Source organism: Megasphaera hutchinsoni (assembly GCF_001553405.1).
Lineage (GTDB): Bacteria > Bacillota > Negativicutes > Veillonellales > Megasphaeraceae > Megasphaera > Megasphaera hutchinsoni.
Window position 1 is genome coordinate 1 of sequence record NZ_KQ960955.1, and the last position, 22,819, is coordinate 22,819.

The following is a 22,819-nucleotide window of genomic DNA, read 5'->3' on the forward strand; positions in this document are numbered from 1 at the left end:
GACATATGTTTTTTCTGCTTTATTTGCTACTTCGGCTTTTGTTGCTTTCCCTTCAATTTCCGTAACTAATTCATCACTTAATTTGCCTTTAGAAATTGCCTTGTCCTTGATGTCCAATGTCAAATCAGCACCAACAACCTTACCATCACCGGTAACCGTTAATGTCTTAGATGTGACACTTCCTTTCTTTACCTTACCGGTCACAAAAGTTTCTGTAACAGTACTGTCAATTTGTTCTTTCGCCAAGTTTTTAACAACCGTTTTTCCGTTTTGTGTCAAGTTATCTAAATCGGTATTGGCTTTATTATTCAAATTTTTCGTAACTTCCGTCTTATACGCAGCAAGCTCTTTATTTACTTTATCTGCTGCACCTTTTGCTTGTTCTGCCGTTAACTTTGCCGTATTTGCAGTAGAATTTGCCGTATTTGCCGTAGAGTTTGCTTGAGTTGCAGTTGAATTTGCCGCAGTCGCCGTATTTTGTGCCGTTGTGATTTCTGTTTTCAGTTCGTTTTTCGCCGTATTTATTTGTCCTACTGTGGCGGCACTGGTGACGGTCGTACTTTCTTTGACATTCGTGATTTCCTGACCGCCCATATTGAGTCCGTCTTTGGTCAAAGCGACAGCCGTTTTACCCGAACCGATGGTCAAGCCGTCCTGATTAAGCGTACTCGTCCGTTTGTCTTTGGTAAACGTAGCACTTTCTAACTTATTCAAATTATGATTCAAATTAATTTTGGCTTCAATGGTATCAAAACCATCATTCGTAGACCTTCCAAGATCTACATTAATATTACTATCGTTATCTCCACCTCGTATTTTTAGAGAAATTTTTCCTTTTTGACTGGCTTTTGTTCCTGCCGACACCCACGGTTGTCCGCCGGTATTTCCTTCGATATTAAAACCGATATTGCCTTCTACCTTAGTGTTTACATCATTTACCTTGTTATCTACACCACTTATCTTATTATCTACACCATTTATCTTATTATTAACTTGCTTCAACTGTGCCACATTGACGGCATCCGTATCTTCGCTACCGCCTGCTACATTCGTGATTTGACGAGTAATCGAATCACTGCCGATTGATAAGGCTCCGGAAGTAGATTTATTGGCACGTAGTCCGCCGATTCCTTTACCTGCATCACCGTCATTAGCATATACAGTATTCTTACCGAAATCATATGCACGCTGTCCGCCGGCTCTTGTACCTCTTGACAAAGCTCCCAAAGCTATACCGCCTTGCGCCCCTTTCTCTACGTGACTGTCTTTACCGATAGCGATGGAATTATCCGCCAAACTTTGCGCTTTATAACCGACAGCAATGGCATCCTTCCCCTTCGCGCCGTCATTCAAATAGTTGGTCCCTTTAAGAAAGCCCTGTTCATCATTTGTCAACGCTTTCGTTAAGCTGTCTTTCAGTTTTTCCTTCTTCCACTCATTAAGTTTGTTGATAACATCATTCGTATCACTTGTATCCAACCCCGGATACTTTGCTTTCAATTCGTTGAGAATAGTGTCGACATTCTTTCCTTTTAATCCGGAAGCATCAATCCCCGTCTTATTATCGCCTTTTTCCAAATTAGTTATTACATTCTGAATCCGATTCTTGAATGTTTCATCAACTTTTTCCTTATTTTTTTCCCTAACCTGTAATTCTATCTGTTTAATGCGGTAATTGACATACTTCCGATAATTCATCTCTTTCTTCTGCAGCGGTATAACTTTGGTTACATCCCCACTCTTTTTATCCACCGCCAAGTAGCTGAAAGGATTAAGATCTGAGTCCTCAGGCAAATTACTGGAGAAACGTTCTTCCAAACTGCGAAGCTGCGATACATTGACGGCATCCGTATCACGATACCCGCTGGCTACATTAGAAATACGACGTTCACTACCGATTTTTCCGACAGAAACAACACCCACCTGTGTGGATGACGGGAAGGTAATAGCATTGCGCGGTGCCCAACCGTCCTGTTCCAAATCGTCTTTCGTGTAATCCGTCTTACTGCCTACACCGATAGCAACAGAATTCGTCAAATTGGCAAAGGATCTCACACCTATCGCCATAGAATTGTCTGCTATGGCAGCAGCTTCCATACCGATAGCAGCAGAATTTTCTCCTTTAGTATATGTAAAATGACCGACGTTCAATGAGTTATTACCGGCACCCAGTGAAAGTGAACCCAAGACCAAAGAATTATTGCCGATCGCATACGTACGTCTTCCGATAGCAATCGCATTATCACTCCACTGTTTAGGTCCCACTTGAGCCTGTTTTTTTCTATATTCAGTTCTAAAAGGACCGTTGTTTCCATCTTTCCACTGACGTAGCACGCTACCTTCATCATCAACCCATTGTTTGTTCTTTTTATCATAGCCGGCCATAATTTTTTCCAGATAGGTAATTCTATCTTGCGTAGTATCGAATCTCGTACCAGTAGGTTTAATTTTCCCTTCTCCGTTATATAGAAGAACATTCGCCATGGTATTTTGAGCTTCACTGTTTAACATCGCATTGGCACCGACATTATGACCGATAGCAATAGAATTGGCACCGAGAGCTTTCGCATCATATCCATACGCCAGCGAGCCGTCTCCACTGGAATAAGTCTTATTCCCGACAGCCAAACCGTCTTTACTCATAACACGACTTTCTTCACCAAGTGCCATACCGCCTTTAGCGCCGGAACTAACCAAAGAACGAACGCCTAATGCGGTCGATCTGTCTGCCAATGCCATAGCCAACACGCCGATAGAAGTAGAATCGTCTCCTAAAGCGACTGTTCTGGAACCGATAGCGATAGATGCCTCCCCTGCGGCATAATTCGGCGACCATACACGTCTATCATTACCGGCATCATCTATCATATATTTATTTTTAAACCAAGTAGGATTATCGTTTATCATGTCTTTATAAATTTTTTTTATGGTTTCTTCCGGTAATTTATCCGAAAACTTACTTCCGGTGAAAGCTTTCGGATCTGCATCATCACTACCGATGGAAATGGAGGCATAGCCCTGTGCACGTACATCCGCACCAAGTGCTACAGCTTGGTCATTTGCCCAACTATGAGCCCCGACAACAGTTCCCTGTCCTTTCAAAACTTTCGCATAAGAACCGATTGCTGTACCTTCATTACCATTTGTCGTTGCAGCATGTCCGACTGCCAATGAACCTTCACCTACTGCATTAGTACCATAACCATATGCCGTTGCCCCGAATCCAAATACACGAAATCGATTTCCTATGGCTGTTCTATGCTTCAACTCTTCAGGCAAACCATCTTCCTTGCCCGCAACTGTTTCACCGCTGATCAGCCCCATCAGAAAACTAAGTCTAGCTTTGCCAGATCTCACTCCGATAGAACCGTAATCCTCATCTGTAACCGGATGATTTGGATCCCATTCAGCCTTATTATGTTTATCTTTATCCCACTTAAGATCTCCTGCATGATAAGTACCTATGGTATCTGCCCGAACCGGCATTGTCGGCAAAACGGTGCTTACGCCGCACAAGGCCATGACCGCCAAGACGGCCGCTTTGCGGGCAAGGAGTCCCGTCGGGGACACACTTTTCCCGTCTCGCTTGGTAATTTCCGAAACCACTACGTAGCAATGTTTTACTTTACTCCAAATAACTTTGTAAATTTTGTTCATTATTTTTCCCTCCACAAAATCCCTTTTATTAAACAATACCCTTTTATTAAACAATACTTTTATTACATTATTAACTAAGAAGTCATATAAATACTATTAAATGCTATTATATAATAGCATTTAATAGTATACAACCTTTTCAATTATACTTTTCAAGTATATAAGTATTATTTTAAATGCTTTTATAAAAAAAATTATCTATTCTAAAGAGAATAAAAATGCAATTCCATTCCTATGTTCCACCAAAATTATGAGCACACTCATCTGTCGATGAGTTTCTCACAAATGCTTTTATTTATTAACAAAGAGTATATTCGAATTGGTACCACGTATTATTAATTGCCTCTGCTACATGTATTGATATTTATACGTAACATCAAGGTTCACCGTAAATAAAAAAAGCGTGATAAGTAATACTTATCACGCTTTTTTTATATTTGTTTATCTCTAACGTACTTTCTCTTTTCTTAGTGAAGGAAAATGGTCATACCAAAGAAACTAATCAACCCACTAATGATAACATACAGAATAAAGTATTTTGCAACGCTTTGCATAATAACATTTGCTTGAATGCTTTTCCGTAGTGCTTCAGCTTTATCGCCAACCAAGTTCTTTTCTTTAATGAAAATTTCTAAGGCCGGTGCAACTGCACCAATACCGATGGCAATACTTTGGGGTGAGAACATTTTTCCTGTACCAGCCGCACCAGAGCTAGCCGCAGCCAACCACGATGCCAATGCACCATTTCCCGGATGCAATTGTGCTGCTGCAGCTGTCTGCAATGGTCCAAAGAGAACGTTACTATTCGTACCGGAACCCGTAATAAAACCGCCAATAGCACCCACAAAGGGAGCAAAAGCAGGATAAGCCGTGCCAGTAGCACCTACTAAGGCACTTGCTAATGTAGCGGTCATACCACTGTACGTCATAAGTTTTGCTGTTACAACAACAGCGATGATCGTAACATACGTGAATTTCAAATTAGCAAAGGTCGTACCTAAAACACTTAACATTTCACCTAATTTCGCTTTTTGATATGCGCCACCCAAAAAGGCGGAGATGAAAATCATAATGCCCGGTGTAACAATCCATACAAACGTATAGGGTTTTGCATGTTCCCCTAAATAGATAGGTACGGTCGTCTTAATAGCACTTAACGGTCCATTGATAGCTGGTACTAATTTTGAAGTCAATATGAGAAGGATAAAAATCAAGATAAATGGCATTGCTGCCGTCACGCCTTCGCTGCCAGAAACAGGACGAACGTCAGCGTCGCAACGATATTCGGGTGCGTCCGTTTTAAAGATTTTAGCACAAATAATAATTGCACCCATAACAATTATCGACGAAATCATCACGGCAAGTTCCGGACCTACCGCCATGGTAATAATAAGTTCGGGTACTGCCAAAGCTAAGCCTGCAATAAGTGTCGGCAAGAATACCCCTTTCAATGCTTTAACCCCACCGCATACGATAGCAACTACCAAAAATGGACTAAGCACATTGAGGATAAACAATTGCGTCGAAATAAAACTGCCCAATTCTATTGGATCAAGTCCGGTCAATGAAGCTAATGTCGTCGTAGGAATACCGATAGAACCAAAGGTTGTCGGTACGGAGTTTGCTACGAGGCATGCTAAAATGGATTTGAGCGGATCAAAGCCTAACGCCACCATCATGGCTGCCGGAATAGCAACGGCTGTACCAAAGCCAGCCATCCCTTCCATAAAAGCACCAAAGCCCCAAGCTAAGAGCAAGGCAAGAATCCGTTTATCCGGACTCACACTCGTCAGCATGGTCTTAATGGTTTCCATCGCTTTAGTATGGACAACCAAGTTGTACGTAAAAATAGCAGCTGTAATAACCAACAAAATTGGCCATACGGCTAATGCTACCCCTTCTAACGCACCCGAAAGCATAATGACGGGAGCTTTGCTAAAAGGTCCAACAGAAATAATAAACGAAATAATTGCTGCAATACCGCAGGCTTTCCAAGCGGCCATCTTTAACACGGTCAAGCCAATGAGAAGCCATAAAATCGGCAATACTGATAAAAATACATCTAAAGCACTCATAACGATTCACCCTTTCTACTCCTGCATGGAGCGTTGTGTTTCCTGCATTTCTTGCCTTGCATGTCTCCCTTCTCACGAGGACATACCAACTTTCTTCAACACCATGTGCAAAAGACTGTTACTACCGCTGTATGCGGTCATGCATTAAGCCGTTGCCTTGTGTTTCTTTTATCATTATAATGCATATAGTGAATAAATCAATATAGTATACCATTATTGCAAGGCTTATATTTTTTTATTCTTTTGCGGTATATATTTTCATATTATATGATATTTTTTCGCATTATCGTTTATTTTATAATTACTTTTTCTTTTTTTCCTTAAAAGGTTAGTTGATATTCGTTTTCATTTTTATCTTTGCGCGATTGGTATTACGTATTATTCTAAATACGAATTACTTTAAGTCATGATTTTTTCCATGCAATCAAACGGGATTTTCCCGTCCCTTCCTGTGCAGGTAGGGAGAAAAGAAGTGTATACAACCAACTAAAATATGGTATAATATAATCAGTAACCCTATAAAGGGGTCGTATGAAAGGGATATATAAGGAGGATACAAACATGGTTATCACCAAAGATTCCAGCATCATTGAAGCCGTTCAACAGTACCCACAAATTGTTGAAATTTTTCAAGATTACGGCTTAGGTTGTGTCGGTTGTATGGCCGCTCATTTTGAAACTATCGGTCAAGGAGCCGGTGCTCACGGTATTGATGTCGATGCATTAATCGCCGATATTAATGATGCCATAGCAAATCCAGAATAAATAAAAGCGTGTCTGCCTCAAGGGTGACACGCTTTTTTTTGCTTTTTTTCTTATAAAGTCGTCATTTCTTGGAATAGTTTTTCCGCATAGCGATCGGTCATACCGGCAATATAATCAACACAAGCTTGGCGATAAGCTTTTTCATCCGTTGTAATAGCATAGATGATCTGATTCCCATAAGGATTGCCAAAAGCATCAACGTTGACCCATTTTCGGCCGATATCCGAATATTTATAAAGGCGTTCCAAAAAATGCGTTCCTAAGATGGGATAATCATCTTGTAACGCTTGTATACGATTTATCGTATTTCTCCCATCATAGCAATGTGCCAGGGCCTCATAGATGGAACGAATAATCAGCGCTGCATAATTATGATAGACTTTTAACCGAGGATGACGATAAATATAACGATAGTTGAAATTCATTATAATATTCATTAAGGCAATATTTTCCTCTGATAACACTAAGCCTCGTTCAGGCGTACTTTCTTCACAAATATCCGTAATCAAAGGATACATAATAGAAGTGTTCGTCAACGTAGGATTTTTTATATTCGCATGATCTGCCAGTTTCTTTTTTAACATGCGTACGGGATCACTTTTTTCCGTAATTAAGTCCAGTCGCAATGCATCTTCAATATCACGCCCTAAATAGGCTATTTTATCGGCAATCTTCACGACACACCCTTCCCACGTATACGGTTCGTATTCATGCGGATGGGAAATAATATTTAAATCAATCGCTTCTTCACGTGGTCGCAGTATCGTATCACGGACTTCACCGCAATGACTGATAATGCCATCACGTACAGCATAGGTCAAGCACATATTGACCATCGAACCATCAGGAGCAAGCAAGGTTTCAATACCATCGACAATTCGTAACCCTTGACGTTCATGCCAAAAAGATTCACCGATTTCTCGTTTACAAATATCCCGTAAAATCCGTTCACCCAAATGACCAAAAGGAGCATGCCCTAAGTCATGACCCGTGGCAATCGCTTCTATCAATTCCGTATTTAACCCTAAATAATAGCCAATCGTTTTACTTACTGAGGCGACATGATTAACATGTTCGATGCGAGTGCAAATATGATCATTTTGAGTCGTAAAAAAAACTTGTGTCTTATATTTCAACCGGCTATATGCGGTCGAGTGAAGGATCCGCGTATAATCACGACCAAACTCCGTACGAAAGTCATTTTTTCGTTTATACAACGGCTGCATACGAGAAATCGCTTGTTTCCAATGCGGATGTTGTTCATCCATACGAACTTGCTGAAATGCTAATTTCATGTTATTGCCTCCTATCCCTGTCCATTCCTTTTAAGGATACGTTGTCTTCTCTACTTGGATATACTTTCCTTCTTCATCGGCTAATGCTATTCCTAACCGCCGTTTTGCTTCTTGTTGAATATACCGATACAACCCTTGTGGAAATGCGACTATATGCGTTGTCACGCCCCGCGGAAAAACGAACTCTTTTTCTAACATATATCCCTTTGGTCGATGACGCGACGCATACGGATGATATGGATCTACATACAATGTATCCTGCCATGTACCACTACGATTAATAAGTGCAAAGACCATGATTGATCCTTCCTGTCGTAATTGGTGAAAAAACACCTTAGATCCCGTCTGCATCCAACGCAATCGTGATAAATACGTCCATGCACCAAATAAGCCATTTACGGGAATAGGATTGGTCACCGTGCGACCAAATTCACCCGTTCCGTTAGCTATTTGCTCACAGGCGACACCCATTTCTACACGTTGCCGTTCCTTGGGTCCTAATGTTTCATTCTGCCGTGTCGGCGAATTGCACAACGCATAAGCGTCTTCATACATTTGTTCCAGCCGTGTGCGATTTCTGTCGCTCTTGCGTAACGTATCCCATACACCCATTCATATCTCCTCACTTTTTTCATTATCCATATACCCGAGTACCCTGTCGAGAAGGGATTCTCGCCATACTCCAGCACTTATTTTTACTATACTACATTTTTATTAAATAACAAATACCATTCCCCATTTATCTTATTTTTAACGGTTATTCCTCTCTTAAACGATAAAAACAACATAATTCGATTATCAATATCATTTAATATCATCTTTGCCTCAGGGGCTATCCTTTTTTTATATTTGCTTTTCTTCCCTTACATCGGTATGCTAACGGTGTACACAGACCTATACATAGTTAGACCACGAGGGGGGAATATATATGGTATCACTTCATCCTTATATTAAATTCATGATTGGGGTAATCCTCTTACTTGCTTACCCCTTTGTCGTGAATCAATGGTAGTAGCTCTCTTATTCACTCATACACAGCAAAAAAGCGGAAACTCTTTAGGGTTTCCGCTTTTTTGTTGCTTTTGTACCAGTTTTCACGTTTATATACACATATTTTATGTAATATATCTCTTTTTATAAATCATCTATTATAAAACGAATAACCTATTTTTATGATTAAACGACGAATATTAGCGGACAAAATACTATTTTCATGATTTTTTTTAATTCTCTTCGTTCAGGTTTGCACATTTTGCATGACAAATAGTAAAAATATACTTGCATTTCAAGATAAAAACTCTTACTATAAGTATAGATAGTTTGTGAATTTTAGAACTATTATTTTTCTAAAAACAAACAATTGGTCATCGTGTGTTTGAGTATAGCAAAACGCATGCTGTACCCCAAAGAGCTAATATTAAAAGGAGTGGTCATCATGAAAGAAGTAGTAATTGCAAGTGCATGCCGTACGGCTATTGGTAAATACGGTGGTAGTTTAAAAGACGTACCAGCTGCTGAATTAGGCGGTATCGTTATTGCCGAAGCTATTAAACGTGCTGGTATTTCTGCCGCACAAGTAGATGAAGTACTTATGGGGAACGTATTACAAGCTGCCAGCGGACAAAATCCAGCTAGACAAGCTATGATTAAAGCGGGTATGCCCGTAGAAATTCCTGCTATGACGATTAATAAAGTATGCGGTTCCGGTTTACGTTGTGTTACCTTAGCAGCACAAATGATAAAAGCTGGTGATGCCGATATCGTAATTGCCGGTGGTATGGAAAATATGTCGCAAGCTCCCTACGCTATGCCAAAAGCACGTTGGGGCTATCGCATGGGCAATGGTACCCTCGTTGATACAATGATTAAAGATGGTTTGTGGGATGCTTTCAATGATTATCATATGGGTATTACCGCCGAAAATATAGCGGCTCAATACGACGTAAGTCGTGCTGACCAAGATGCTCTCGCAGCAGCATCACAACAACATGCGTGTGCAGCTATCAAAGGCGGCTTATTTAAAGATGAAATTGTACCCGTTGTCATGAAATCGAAAAAAGGTGATATCATCTTTGATACGGACGAATTCCCTCGTGATAATACGACTGTCGAAAGCTTGTCTGGCTTAAAACCTGCTTTCAAAAAAGATGGCACCGTAACGGCCGGCAATGCATCCGGAATTAACGATGGTGCAGCAGCTTTCGTCATCATGTCTGCTGATAAAGCAAAAGAATTGGGCATTAAACCACTTGCTAAAATTGTGAGCTACGCTTCCGCCGGTATCGATCCGAGCATCATGGGTGCAGGTCCGATTCCTTCTTCGCAGAAAGCGTTGGATAAGGCCGGCTTAAAAGCATCTGATTTGGATGTTATCGAAGCAAATGAAGCATTTGCTGCACAAGCTGTTCATTGTTGCCGTACGCTCGGTCTTGATATGAAGAAAGTAAACATTCACGGTGGTGCCATCGCTTTAGGACATCCCATTGGTGCATCTGGTGCACGTATTTTAGTTACCTTGCTCTATGCATTACAACAAGAAAAAGGGAAATACGGCTTAGCTACACTTTGCATCGGTGGTGGACAAGGCGCGGCTTGCGTTGTAGAAAACTTAAAATAATCAACATTTATCATACCCATCAAAGCCTACTTGTCAATATGACGAGTAGGCTTTTCCTCTATCTAAGTCAACGCAAAAAAAAGCGTTATTTTTTAATAAAAAAGTATTTTATTTTGCTTCTAAAAATGCTAGAATTGATATACTTGTAACAAGATACATAGATATAGAGAAAGAAGGACTGATAATGAAATCAACTCGTCGAAAAATGTCATTACTCCAATTAACCTTTATTACCGCTGCCAATATGATGGGTGCCGGTATCATCATGCTACCTACCAAGTTAGCTGAAGTCGGTACCATTTCCATCCTCTCTTGGCTCGTCACAGCACTAGGTTCGCTTGCTTTATCGATTACCTTTGCACGCTGTGGCATGTTTTCCACGAAAGACGGTGGTATGGGGGGATATTCCGAATATGCGTTTGGTCGTTTCGGACATTTTTTAGCGAGTTACGCCTATGCTATTTCTATCGTTATTGCGAACGTGGCAATCGCCCTTTCGGCAATCGGTTATGGTGCCGCCTTTTTAGGGACGGTCTTCTCTCCTATCCAAACCTGTGTCTATACGATAGCTTTGCTTTGGCTAACAGCCGTCCTCAACTTTAATGGCTCCCACTACTCAGGAAAACTTAGTTCAATTGCCATTTGGGGTTCGATTTTGCCTATTCTTATTTTGTCCATCTGTGGTTGGTTGTGGTTCTCCCCTACCGTCTGGATAGCGGCTTGGAATCCCCACCATTATCCATATAGCACGGCAATTGGAACATCTATTTCCCTCACCTTATGGTCTTTTCTTGGTCTTGAATCGGCAGCCGTCAATATGGATGCCGTAGAAAATCCGCAACGTTCCGTGCCGTTAGCAACATTTTTCAGTACCCTCGGCGTTGCTATCATCTATATCGTGTCAACGAACATCATTTCCGGCATTATTCCATATCATGAAATTGTGTCATCTCACGCTCCTTTCGGACTAGTCTTCACGTACATGTTCGGATCGCTTGCAGGAAAACTCGTCATGGGCATGATGGTTATCGCTTGTGCCGGTTCCCTTCTTTCATGGCAATTTACGCTGGCACGAGTCTTTAAAACAAGTGCCCAACGTGGACTATTTCCGAAAATATTCGCCAAAGTCACCCGGGCAGACGTACCTATAAAAGGACTACTAGCTATCCTCGCGATACAAAGTATTCTCTCTATCGCCTCGATTAGCCCGTCCTTGACAAAACAATTTGAAATGATGGCGAATTTAGCCGTTGTAACTAATATCATCCCTTATATATTATGTGCTGCTGCGTTGCGAAGTATCATCAAAAAAGAACACCCCTTGCGGACGGTCTGGACAACACGCACCACCTATGCCTTAACGACCATTTCTATCATCTACTGTCTCTACGCCTTGACAACCTTGTCCTTGATGACTTGTATCGGTGGTGGTGTCGCCCTCCTCACGGGTTGGCTTATTTATGTCATTCGTTTTGCACTTGCTAAACAACGAATAATGGAAATAAATAAATAAAAATATATAACATACGCTAAAAAGAAGAAAGTGTTTGCCAAAAAAAAGCACGCTTTTCTTCTTTTTTTCTTTTATCTATAATGACATTTTTGTTGACAACCCCCTACATCCAAAGTGTTATCTATAAAATTAATCCTTCCCTTCTTTGTATACTATTTACGCATTCCCTTCATCGTTGACTTCTCCCCCTATTCTTCATACAATAAAAGTAGCTATTTATACCACAATAGTACATAAAAAAAAGGAGGTTTTTAATCATGTCTGATGTATCCGAAAAAAAAGAAAAATCAGTCTATGATCCACCCATGTCACCTCACCAATCATATGCAGAAATCAATTCCTATGTTGTTGGTTGGGGCCTATTTTTTGCTGCTTTATTTTCACTTGCCGTTGGCTATCTGTGCTTGAAAATAGGGCAAACGGTTGATGCCTTTGCACCCGTATCAGTCTTAGCAATGGGTATGGCTATCATGTTTAAACGAAAAAATGCTTTCCCTGAAACCGTGCATATCCAAGCGATTGCCAGTGCAGGAACAAATATTTTAGGCGGCACCATGTTTATTTTACCTGCACTTTTTATTCTTAATCTCCATGGTGTTTCCTTCGTTCAAATGATTATTCCCATCATCTTAGGCGGTATTTTAGGGGTATTTTTAGCAACAACGTTCCGCCGTTATTTTTGTGAAGAAATGGATGCCGCCTATCCTTTCCCGGCCGGTCGAGCAGCAGCAGAAGTGTTACAATGTAACGAAGGCTCTAAAGCACGCATCATGATCGGTAGCGGTCTGCTCGCAATGGGCTATGACTTTGTTTTAAATACCCTCGGCTGGTGGCGTGAAGTCTTATCTACACAAACCTTTACGTGGGGACAATCCATTGCGGATAAATATAAACTCATGCTTAGTTTGGACAGCGATGCGGCTTTACTCGGGATCGGCTATTTTACCGGTATCCGTTATGCCGCAATCATTGCAGCCGGTTCATTTTTCTCCTGGTTCGTCTGCTTACCAGTAATCTATTACTTAGGCGGCGACCACCTCATGACCGTAGACGGACAAGCTATGTTATTGTCACAAGCGCCGATGCGTGAAGTCTTCAATCAGTATGTCCGCCATATCGGTATCGGCATGCTTGCCATGGCAGGTATTATCGGACTTATCTCCATGTCTGGTGTCGTTGCACGAGTTATAAAACGAGCTTTCGTTGATATCTTTTCCGGCAATGCCACTGGTTCAACCGGCTTATTGCGGACACAACGGGATTTGCCAATGAGCCAAATCGCTATCGGCACTTTGCTCATGACCATCTTATTCGCGATTTTCTTCCACATTACTTGTGCGGACACCTTAGTTCAAACAATTTTGGCATTTATCATCATCCTCATCTTTGCGTTTATGCTATCCGTAGTAGGTATCAGCTCGATTGCCTTTACGGGGAATGAACCCGTATCAGGAATGACCATCTTTATGATTATCGTATCTGCCGTAATCATGAGTGCTGCTGGCATGCGTGGTGAAAGTGGTATCATTGCTATTTTAATGATGGCGGCATTTCTTTGCTCAACCCTTGCCGTTGCAGGTAACTTCATGTCTGAATTAAAAGTCGCCTATATTACTGGTGCTACACCGAAAAAAATGCAACAATGGCAACTAGTATCCATTATCTTAGCTGGTGTTGTTTCCGTTGGCGTTATCTTCCTCTTAAACAATGCATACGGCTTTACAGGTGAACACGCCTTAGCCGCACCGCAAGCCAATGCGATGGCTGCCATCGTTAAACCTATGATGGACGGCGGTATGGCTCCTTGGCCGTTATATATGGCGGGTGCGTTCCTCGCGTTTCTCATGTGGATGATTAAAGTTCCCCCGCTTGCTTTCGCCTTAGGTGCATATTTACCGATGGAAATCAACACGCCCGTATTAATCGGCGGTATTATTTCCTACCTCGTTTCTCATAGCAGCAAGAGCGATATTATCAATGAATTGAGACTCCATGAGGGCAATACCATTGCGTCCGGTTTCGTTGCAGGAGGGGCTATCGGTAGCTTGATCAGTGCTGTGTTACACATCGCTGGCATTCATTGGTTTATGGAAAACTGGGTAACAACACCAGGTGCAACCTACCTCGGTATCCTCACATACATTGGCATGGGCTGCTTTATCTACTTCATGTCAAAAAGAGCAAAATAATTGCTCTACAAAGAAAATAAAAAGAGTGCTTTATAAGCACTCTTTTTTTATGTCATCAACCATTTTACGATACACTTATTTTATCCTAATCAGCAAATTCTTTATTCGCCACCCATCATGCGTTTCATAACAGCTTGTAACTCTTCAGGACTCATATTATTCATCGCTTCAGCCATGCGTTCCATCGGACTAGCAGCCGCTTTCCCCTCTTTACCATGTGCTGCCCCCATTTCTGCCATTTTCTTCATCACTTCTACACCATGACCAGTATACATTTCCTTCATCTTCTTCATCGCTTCCACCATAGCGGATGCCTTTTCCGAATCTTGGGCTGCCACTTTTTCCATAGCAATAGCATTTTTTCCTGTCATGAGATATTGAATGCATTCTAACGTAGATTGCGTTAAATTAACTTGCCAAAATTGACCAGCATCAGTCAAATCATATCGAAAGCCATTAAATGAAATTAGACCTCGTTTTTCCCACAAAGAAAACAACCAATCTAACCCTTGTAACCGTTCATCAAAAGCAACAATCTTTTCTAAATGGATAAAACCCATTTCAAATTGCGATTGCACTTCTTCGACAATCGGTTCTAACGGGGACTGCTTCATTAATGCCATAAACGGTTTTTTCCCTTGTGCCACATAAGCTTCATACGGCTGAATAATCCGATGAAGCATCGTAGAATAGCCATCAATATGTCCGCCTGCGCCACTACCAAAAGGGAACATCGGTGCAGATGAACGAGCTAACGTATTATATAAACTCCGTTCTCGGTTTGTTGAGCTCCAGTGACAAATATTCAAACGTTTATATCCATGTTGTGCCAAATAATTTTTCCCAAATAAAAACATCTGCGACTGGTATTCCGTCGTTGCAGCGGCCGGCAATTTTCCCGAAACAATCGCTTTATTTAGATCACTGCCATCAAATACATTCAATTGATATAAATCACAGCCATCTACTTTAGAGGCAATAAGCAGATCTAAATCTTCTTTCCACTTATCCATATCTTGTCCGGGCAATCCATAAATCAAGTCAATAACAATTGACGCTTGATTATATGACCGCAATTCCTCTAATCTTTTTAGTACTGTTTCTTGGTCATCTAAACGACCAACATTTTGTCGAATATCCGTATGAAATGATTGTACCCCCAAAGATACACGATTCACCCCATTGGCAAACCATACATCCATATTTTCTGGAATAACATCATGAATTCTACCTTCTAGCGTTAATTCATAGTCGTTAGCCAAGGGCAAACATTTCTGAATGGTTTGTAATAACCGTTCCATATTTTTTGTAGAAAGAGATGTCGGCGTACCGCCACCAATAAATAAGGCATGAATTAAACCATCACGCAAACGTGGATTTTTCGCTTCCATTTCAATTTCTTGAACTAACTTATCAATATACTGATCTTCCACCGATTGACTCGTGCCATTTTGGAAAAAGCCACAATATAAGCACTTCGTCTTACAAAAGGGAATATGAATATACGCCATTTGTGTTTCTTTTGTCTTCGGTGGTTTAGACATTAACTCCTGCCAAATTTGTTGTGACTCAGCCGGAGCTACCACAGTTCCATTTAAGCCGGCATGTACAACACGTTTACGAGGAAATGCGTTCGCCAACGGATTATCCGTTGGTGCACCAAATTGAAAAATCTGTTGTTCTTCTGTTAAACTATCAAATAATGTTTGTAAACTCATAATGTTCTCCTCTTATTATTGCACATGACTCCATACGCGAGTAGCAAATTTCGTTGCATGATCCAAATCTGTTTCATCCGGATGCTTTGCTGCCCGTGCATGTAGGGCATCGCGTTCTGCCGACTGACCATGGGGATGACCCTGCGGGAATTGTTTATACATCATCGCGATAATTTTAGGATCTACCGCTCCCTGACAAATAAACGAATCTTCAATAGTACAGCCTTCTGGTACTACGGAATTCGCATTTTTAATGCACATAGAACCATGTTCTGAATCTGGATCTGCTCCCAACGTACCAAATAAAGCTACATGAGCATTCGTTAATTTACTAATACATTCTTTCGCTGCTGCATCGGGAAAACCGCGATCTACCCAATATCCGACAAATACACAGTCGTATTCATCTATATTAGCTGGTACATCAGTTACAGACAAACAGAGTGTACCTGCCGGTAATCCTTTTGTAACCGCTTCCGCTACTTTTTTCGTATTTCCTGTACGAGTAGAATATAATACAATTGCTTTCATACCTATCACCTCATAAAAAAATATAAACACATATATGTTATATGTAGTAAAGAGACGATAATGCCTAACAAAGTTACATTATCGTCACTCCACTTACATCATAACCAACATCATATTCCTATTCATCATCGTCCTCTAATTCAAATCGCACTGTTGTCGTAACCGTAATCTTCTTTTTCGTTGCATTGGGGTACGGGCATGCTGCACGAGCCGCACGCACGGCGGCACTATCCAACATTGCTTGCCCTGAAGAAGCCACTACAGCCACACCAAGACAATTCCCATTTCCATCTAGTGTCGTTTGAATTGTAACGTTTCCTTGAATATGCCGTTTCACTGCCATCGGCGGATACTGTTTATGACTATCAATTCTAGCTCTAAAACCAGCTTTATCAAAAGGACTACTACCTGTTCCTGATGCATTACCATAGCCACTGCCTTGACCATCTCCACTACCTTTACCGTAGCCATGACCATCGCCAACACCCGAACCAGTTCCACGACCTGTTCCTGAACCGATACCGCCACCCGTTCCAGATCCACTACCACCAGAACCATGACCGGACGTAGTCGCCTTACCAACATTACCTGAACTAGCTACGGCCTTCGTCATTACCGCTTGTTTCGGTATTTCTTGTGGTATCGATTGATTTGCTTCTACTTGTGTTACTTTTTCTGCTACTTCTTTTTCGGATAATTTATCGGGGAATAGCTCATTGCTGTCACTTCCTCCTCCTCCTCCAGCATGACCACTCCCTTGACTCATATCACCATCATCCAAATCAACTACATACATTTGTTGTTTTTCTTGATGTAGCACTTGTCCCGCTACGCAGAATGCAGCAATCCCAAGAACTAAGATATGAACAGCAGCAGAGCAGGCATACGCCCTTTTCCAACTAAATCTCCGCATGATGTCCTCATCCCTTCTGTTCTGCCGCAATCGCCAATCGTTTTACACCACTTGACTTCAACATATCCATAACTGCAACTACTTGTCCATGTATGGTGTTTTTATCCGCCTGTAACACGACCGCTGCTTCCGGATTTTCTGCCATATGCTGTTTCATCATTACCGTTGCTTCTTGAATGCTAACGGGTTTATTATCCAATGTAATATGCCCTTGTGCGTCAACTGTAATAATGATGGGCATTTGTACAGGTGCTGAAGCATGCTGTGCTTGGGGCAATTGCACAGACAACGCTTTTTGTGCCACCGTCTGCAAACTGTTCATCATGAAAAACACTAAAAGGAAAAAGATGATATCAATCATAGGTATGATCATGAATATCGGTTTCCTCTTTGTTCTCAAGTTCGTAAACATTCGCTATACCTCCTATTTTGTTTTCCATGCATTAAAGACAATCGCACATAATTTTTCCGTATCCGTAATAATCGTATCTAATTGATGATCAAAATAGGTATATACACAAAATGATATAATCGCTACACACAAACCAGATGCAGTTGCAATCAACGCTTCGCCAATCCCACCTGTAATGGCAGTTGCACCAGCACCATTATCTAAAATACTAAACGTACCAATCATCCCTGTAACCGTACCTAACAATCCGAGTAAAGGAGAAATTGTTACAATAGCACTTAAATAATCTAAATATCTACGGAAGCCAACCGCTTCAACGGTTACTTGTTCCGCAAATCCATCTTTCATTGCCGTTTCACTTTCATCGTGCTGTAAGCCTCCAAGAATAATACGACTAATTGCGGTTTGAGATTCACTGCAGAGCTGTGCAATTTCCGACCATTTTTTTGCCTTTACCAACTCTTCAACCTGTGCAAAAAACTGCTTTGAATTTTTCCGATTTGCCCGATAATAAAAACTACGTTCAATCGCAATTGCTACTGTAAAAATCGATAACAATAGCATAGGGTACATAACAATACCACCACTTCTAAACAAATGCAAACAATACTGTAATCCTTCCATTCCGCACACTCCTTATAAAATAAATACTCTGCTGAAAAATCAACATATATGTCGATATCCACTACTCCCATTTTCGATAGCGATTATCATGTTTGTATCATATCAATCTATCCTTTTTTTGTCTACTCCATTACGACAAAAAATACTCCATTCCGACATTTTGTTATAAAAAAAGGAAATCCATGCATATGGTGCATAAATTTCCTTTTATGACTTTTCAGTTAAAATCTGTACCGTTGCTTGTGAACCTATATCGTTTCTTTCAAATCGCAATAATTTTACTTCTGTCGTATATAATCGTTCCGATAACATTTCCAAATACAATAACAGTTGAAAAAAATCACTTTCCACATCAATTTCACAAGTCGTGCCATCATCCGTTATATTCGTACGCAATATATTCATATGTAGGGATTGTGCTATTTCTTCTACTGTTTCAACCAGATGTTGCGGTGATGCGGGTGGAAAAACACCCATGCGTAAAGGAGTCTGATCTTGTACTTGTGCTTGCACATGCTTCCATGCCTGCAATTGGTCATAAAGATGATGGGTATAATATATGCATCCTCCGTGTATTACTATCATACCTCCAAGCAATGCATATAGCCACCATTTACCGCTCTTTTCCATCTCCATGGGCATCCTCCTTGTTCTCTAGTTGTATCCACATTTCAAATGGCTGCATCCCAGCGGTAGCCGAGTCGGCCTTTTTTACTAATACTGCACCTATACGCGGTTCCATTTGTAGCTTTTCTTGCCACCTATAAACCCCTTCCCGCTGTTCCGCTTCACCACCAATTAAGATTCGCTTATCTTCCCGTTGCCAAGACAAAAACCGTATGTCGTTGGGTTTCGTCATAGCCAATGAAATCAATAGGGAGATATCCGTCTCAAGATCCACATCCTGTTCCTGTTCATCCACAAATGCTTGCCACCGTGCTTGCCGCTCTTTTTCTTTTTGCCATGATATCTGTACCTTTTTTCCCTGTTGACTATATTGTTGCTGTATCGTGCGTATGCTAACCGTAGCATACATCATATAAGCCATACAGCTCCCCCAACAAAACAATGACAATGCACACCCTATGTACCACCATTGTTTTCTCGCTAACCGTTTTCGCTGTTGCTTGATATCCGTAGGCAATAAATTAAGCTGTACTCTCTGTTTCATTACTGTTTACCCCGTTAAAATCGCTGTTAGCAACGATAAATGCCACTGAAAACCACGTGCATACACCTCTAAAAACGGACTCATTTCCCATGCATCCTCTTTCTCATCTTGCCAAAGAAGAAAAGCTTCTTCTGACGATTTTTCCTGCGACTGTAAATAAATTTTTCCCTTTACGGGCAACTCATCAATGACATCATATCCATAGGGTATACCTTCTTTTACGTTGATACGATGAATGACCTTACCTTCCCCTACATACGCATTTCCCCTAATTGCGGGAAGCCAACGAGCAATATACATAGGAAGTGCCTCAATAGAGCGTACACGATTTTTATCACGTTGTAACATGTGATACACGATCCGTACAAGTGCTTCCGGATAAGCACTCCAAATCCAAGCATACATACCATTTTCTTTCATCTTCCCAACACGCGTCACATCATAGGCAAACTCCACATTGCCACAAGCCTCTTCGATTTCACATAAACATAACTCCAACGCTTGTGCACGCGTATACACGGGAAAAAACGATTCTTTCCACTGTAAAGACGGACCACTTAAGACAACTGAAAAATCACACTGTTCCCATTGATATATTTGTACCAGTGATGCCATTAACCGTTCCCATCCTTGTTCCGATTCATCCTCTTGGTAATGTCGCTTATATGTACTTCCTTCATAGGCAAAGGGATAACGATTAAAACGCCGATGCACCTCTACAATATATACGTTTTCCGTAGAAATCCAAATAATTATCTTATGTCGTTTCATTTTCTTCTCACCTTCGAACTACAGATATAATTACCGTGTGAAACGTACCGTCTTCATTTTTTCTAGTTTCTGTCTGTACCGTGCCAGCTTTACCAATACGATTTTTCGTGTCATAAAGCCGAATATGTATCTCCCCTTTAATAGGATAGCCATTAAAATGGGGATCTTGGTATGTATGCTCTCGATATATGAATTGTTCCGGATGTGCTTTTTTCCATTCTTGCACAGGCCTAGCTAAAAAATCTGTTTTATCTTCGCCAATAGCTTTCCCTTGTATTTCGGCGATACAATCAGAAAGCAACGAAAATACATCATATTCTAATTGCATGGAAATCTTTCTATACGGTACTTGCTTTAAATATTGCATCGCCAAATAAGTCGTCCCAGTCGATAAAAAGACCAATAAAAAACCTAACCATAATGCATACCATGTTAAAAAACCATTGCCCTTTACTCTAATGCCTTCCATTCCATCCTCCACGGTGTAATCACCCAACGGTACGGCCAATATATATGTGCTCGCTTATCCCTATAAATCACCTTGCCTTCCATGGCATTATTATAAGGGAAAAAATATCGACTTTCCTTCTCTTGTAACGTTAAATACACGGCCGATGAACTATTGGGTCCCTTATTGCCTGACATCATAGCAAATATCTCATCATTAAGTAACCACCGATAAATAATACCGCCACCACAATAAAGACGCCACGCGTTTTTACCATCAAACAAATTCACCATATCTCGCCCGATTGTAGGCTTAATACTATGATGCACTTCGGAATACAATGTATCTTCTACCGAAAAGCGTTGTCGTAGCATTTCTTCAAACATCTCCCCATATTGAACCGATTTAAGAATATGAAAGGCACATACTTGCATAGCTGCCGTTAAAAACAAGGCCATGACAAAAAACACAATCATTTCCATCAAGACAAAGCCGTTACATTTTTTGCGGCAACACCGCTGTATACCATAGACATGCTTTCTTTCCTTCTTCATCGGTCACCTCAACCTGCCTTTTTTTCTTATTCAGCCAGCCATTTTCCCGTAACACCACAAGAAAGACGCGATTATCTTGTTGTCGCTGAAAATGTTGCCCGTCTTGATACGGCTGTCCACTACGCCATTCTTCCAAAATCGTTCTTGTTATTTCTAATAATTCCACTTGCCGCCTTGTTTCACGATAAATTTTAAGCGATGTAGATGTCGCCATAAGGGCAGGAACAGCCATACACACAAAAACAAACGCTGCGATGATCGCATCAGGTAAAAAAAAACCATTTTGTTTACTCAATTCTAATCCTTCCCGTCTGTGAAGAAATTACCACCTTTTTTTGTACTTTATTCTGTTCGTCTTGAAGTTCAAACGTTTCCGTTCCCCACACGCGTCCGCGCATAGTAAAAACCACTTTTTTACTATTACGCCAATAAATATGTATTCCTTGCGGACACGGATAATACCCATTATAAGTAGGGAAACAATCTGACAACGTATACCCGTCCTTCTCAAAGGTAAACCGACTTTTTTGCCCCGGTGGTGACGACATATTATAATTACGGGATATTTGAAAATGCATTGCCAAAACGCGTGCATACAAATATGCATCATTTTCTGCCCGCTGTTTATGATACAACGGCATAACCAACGAAACAATCATGAGCAAAATAATCAATGCAAACATGCATTCTATGAGTAAAATATACCCATTTTTTATCCTATACCGATCCAACCCCCAATTGTATTTCCTAGGCATTTCGCAATCCACCATCCACTCCATAAAAAGGGGGCAAACGGAATCATACGCACTCCTTGCCGCCACCACAGCCATACTGACACGAGCAAGGCCAAAAAGAAGGCTACCCACACCATAACAAACCCTTCCCAAAAGGAGCAGCCCAAGGATAAAACGATAACTAGTTTAATATCCCCCGTTCCCAGACCTTGCGGATACGCATAATAAACCATACCAAAAAACACACTGATAAAAAGCACCGTTATAGGTGTATAAACAGCTAGATGCTCATACCACGCCACAAGCTGTAACAGTACTAGTACGACAATGGCTCCATCAGGAATCCAATAATACCTCAGATCGGTATAACAAATCCATGCCGTAATGCCTGCTACACCTAAAAACCAAAGCGGTTCCATCATATCCTACATGCTTTTAGGCGTTGCCGTTCCCGTCGAATATACTTTATTTGCATAAGTTCCTGACACAACACCATCCTTCCCGATCGTATATTCACTGCCATCGGGTAATTTCGGTTCGCCTTGTAAATATACCTTCCCCCCCTTATCGGGCTTAACTAATGCGGCTACATTCGCTGGATAAGTGCCATTTTCAATTTCATACAACGCGGCGGCATTGCTAATCGTATGAATATCGGCTTGCACTTTTGCTATTTTCGCCGTTTTTCCCGCTGATGAAAACTTCGGTACAGCAATCGTAGCCAAAGCCATGATAATACTCACTACAATCAACATTTCCAATAAGGTAAACCCATTTCTAACTCGTTTGTTTTCGTGCTTCGTTGTTAACCCAAAATACGTCATATTAATAC

Annotated in this window: 22 protein-coding genes; 4 read left to right on the forward strand and 18 right to left on the reverse strand. The window is 41.0% G+C overall.

Annotated features, from left to right (window positions below):
• Positions 1-3,657, reverse strand: a 3,657-nt coding sequence (locus HMPREF3182_RS06570) for an ESPR-type extended signal peptide-containing protein (RefSeq protein ID WP_156439318.1), incomplete at its 3' end; no start/stop codon positions are given.
• 467 nt (positions 3,658-4,124) lie between these two features.
• Positions 4,125-5,732 (reverse strand): L-lactate permease, encoded by a 1,608-nt coding sequence (locus HMPREF3182_RS06575; protein ID WP_007392552.1) that lies wholly within the window; start codon positions 5,730-5,732, stop codon positions 4,125-4,127.
• A gap of 561 nt (positions 5,733-6,293) precedes the next feature.
• Between HMPREF3182_RS06575 and HMPREF3182_RS06580 the strand changes: the two genes are divergently transcribed.
• Positions 6,294-6,497 (forward strand): DUF1858 domain-containing protein, encoded by a 204-nt coding sequence (locus tag HMPREF3182_RS06580; RefSeq protein WP_007392533.1) that lies wholly within the window; start codon positions 6,294-6,296, stop codon positions 6,495-6,497.
• Between the two features lie 50 nt (positions 6,498-6,547).
• Here the strand turns inward: HMPREF3182_RS06580 and HMPREF3182_RS06585 are convergent, their stop codons facing one another.
• Together HMPREF3182_RS06585 and HMPREF3182_RS06590 are read right to left on the reverse strand one after the other, a co-directional pair.
• The gene (locus HMPREF3182_RS06585; RefSeq protein WP_007392528.1) at positions 6,548-7,792 is read right to left on the reverse strand and encodes a deoxyguanosinetriphosphate triphosphohydrolase family protein; all 1,245 of its coding nucleotides are present in this window, start codon (positions 7,790-7,792) and stop codon (positions 6,548-6,550) included.
• A 30-nt stretch (positions 7,793-7,822) separates the two neighbouring features.
• Positions 7,823-8,404, reverse strand: coding sequence for a hypothetical protein (locus tag HMPREF3182_RS06590; protein ID WP_062486419.1), 582 nt, complete (start codon positions 8,402-8,404; stop codon positions 7,823-7,825).
• Between the two features lie 823 nt (positions 8,405-9,227).
• Between HMPREF3182_RS06590 and HMPREF3182_RS06595 the strand changes: the two genes are divergently transcribed.
• From HMPREF3182_RS06595 to HMPREF3182_RS06605, 3 genes are all read left to right on the forward strand, one after another.
• Positions 9,228-10,409, forward strand: coding sequence for an acetyl-CoA C-acetyltransferase (locus tag HMPREF3182_RS06595; protein ID WP_007392541.1), 1,182 nt, complete (start codon positions 9,228-9,230; stop codon positions 10,407-10,409).
• A 184-nt stretch (positions 10,410-10,593) separates the two neighbouring features.
• A complete protein-coding gene (gene potE, locus HMPREF3182_RS06600) occupies positions 10,594-11,922 on the forward strand; it encodes a putrescine-ornithine antiporter (RefSeq protein ID WP_062486422.1) in 1,329 nt (442 codons plus the stop codon).
• A gap of 257 nt (positions 11,923-12,179) precedes the next feature.
• Positions 12,180-14,111, forward strand: coding sequence for an OPT family oligopeptide transporter (locus tag HMPREF3182_RS06605; RefSeq protein WP_007392492.1), 1,932 nt, complete (start codon positions 12,180-12,182; stop codon positions 14,109-14,111).
• A gap of 101 nt (positions 14,112-14,212) precedes the next feature.
• On the opposite strand, the gene hutW is transcribed toward HMPREF3182_RS06605, so the two are convergent.
• From hutW to HMPREF3182_RS06675, 14 genes are all read right to left on the reverse strand, one after another.
• Positions 14,213-15,829 (reverse strand): heme anaerobic degradation radical SAM methyltransferase ChuW/HutW, encoded by a 1,617-nt coding sequence (gene hutW, locus HMPREF3182_RS06610; protein WP_007392512.1) that lies wholly within the window; start codon positions 15,827-15,829, stop codon positions 14,213-14,215.
• Positions 15,830-15,844: 15 nt separating this feature from the next.
• Positions 15,845-16,360 carry a flavodoxin family protein gene (locus tag HMPREF3182_RS06615; protein WP_062486425.1) on the reverse strand — a complete coding sequence of 172 codons (516 nt, stop codon included), beginning with the start codon at positions 16,358-16,360 and terminating at the stop codon, positions 15,845-15,847.
• Between the two features lie 118 nt (positions 16,361-16,478).
• Complete coding sequence (locus HMPREF3182_RS06620; protein WP_007392540.1) at positions 16,479-17,273, reverse strand: TonB family protein; 795 nt, start codon at positions 17,271-17,273, stop codon at positions 16,479-16,481.
• Positions 17,274-17,280: 7 nt separating this feature from the next.
• The gene (locus HMPREF3182_RS06625; protein ID WP_062486426.1) at positions 17,281-17,685 is read right to left on the reverse strand and encodes an ExbD/TolR family protein; all 405 of its coding nucleotides are present in this window, start codon (positions 17,683-17,685) and stop codon (positions 17,281-17,283) included.
• A 12-nt stretch (positions 17,686-17,697) separates the two neighbouring features.
• The gene (locus HMPREF3182_RS06630; protein ID WP_007392517.1) at positions 17,698-18,309 is read right to left on the reverse strand and encodes a MotA/TolQ/ExbB proton channel family protein; all 612 of its coding nucleotides are present in this window, start codon (positions 18,307-18,309) and stop codon (positions 17,698-17,700) included.
• A gap of 207 nt (positions 18,310-18,516) precedes the next feature.
• A complete protein-coding gene (locus HMPREF3182_RS06635; protein WP_007392551.1) occupies positions 18,517-18,945 on the reverse strand; it encodes a hypothetical protein in 429 nt (142 codons plus the stop codon).
• Complete coding sequence (locus HMPREF3182_RS06640) at positions 18,923-19,480, reverse strand: hypothetical protein (protein WP_007392557.1); 558 nt, start codon at positions 19,478-19,480, stop codon at positions 18,923-18,925. The genes HMPREF3182_RS06635 and HMPREF3182_RS06640 overlap by 23 nt, the downstream gene beginning before the upstream one ends.
• Before the next feature lie 6 nt (positions 19,481-19,486).
• The gene (locus HMPREF3182_RS06645; protein WP_062486429.1) at positions 19,487-20,251 is read right to left on the reverse strand and encodes a hypothetical protein; all 765 of its coding nucleotides are present in this window, start codon (positions 20,249-20,251) and stop codon (positions 19,487-19,489) included.
• Positions 20,252-20,258: 7 nt separating this feature from the next.
• Positions 20,259-20,720 (reverse strand): hypothetical protein, encoded by a 462-nt coding sequence (locus HMPREF3182_RS06650; RefSeq protein ID WP_007392546.1) that lies wholly within the window; start codon positions 20,718-20,720, stop codon positions 20,259-20,261.
• The gene (locus HMPREF3182_RS06655; protein WP_146024146.1) at positions 20,702-21,253 is read right to left on the reverse strand and encodes a hypothetical protein; all 552 of its coding nucleotides are present in this window, start codon (positions 21,251-21,253) and stop codon (positions 20,702-20,704) included. Before HMPREF3182_RS06655 ends, HMPREF3182_RS06650 begins: the two co-directional genes overlap by 19 nt.
• Positions 21,195-21,548: a hypothetical protein gene (locus HMPREF3182_RS06660; RefSeq protein WP_062486432.1), complete on the reverse strand. Its 354-nt coding sequence runs from the start codon at positions 21,546-21,548 to the stop codon at positions 21,195-21,197. The genes HMPREF3182_RS06655 and HMPREF3182_RS06660 overlap by 59 nt, the downstream gene beginning before the upstream one ends.
• Entirely contained in the window at positions 21,541-22,008 is a 468-nt protein-coding gene (locus tag HMPREF3182_RS06665; RefSeq protein WP_072270837.1) for a hypothetical protein, read from the reverse strand. The genes HMPREF3182_RS06660 and HMPREF3182_RS06665 overlap by 8 nt, the downstream gene beginning before the upstream one ends.
• The gene (locus HMPREF3182_RS06670) at positions 21,966-22,409 is read right to left on the reverse strand and encodes a prepilin peptidase (RefSeq protein ID WP_036257473.1); all 444 of its coding nucleotides are present in this window, start codon (positions 22,407-22,409) and stop codon (positions 21,966-21,968) included. Before HMPREF3182_RS06670 ends, HMPREF3182_RS06665 begins: the two co-directional genes overlap by 43 nt.
• A 3-nt stretch (positions 22,410-22,412) precedes the next feature.
• Complete coding sequence (locus HMPREF3182_RS06675; RefSeq protein ID WP_007392535.1) at positions 22,413-22,811, reverse strand: competence type IV pilus major pilin ComGC; 399 nt, start codon at positions 22,809-22,811, stop codon at positions 22,413-22,415.
• Between the last annotated feature and the right edge of the window lie 8 nt (positions 22,812-22,819).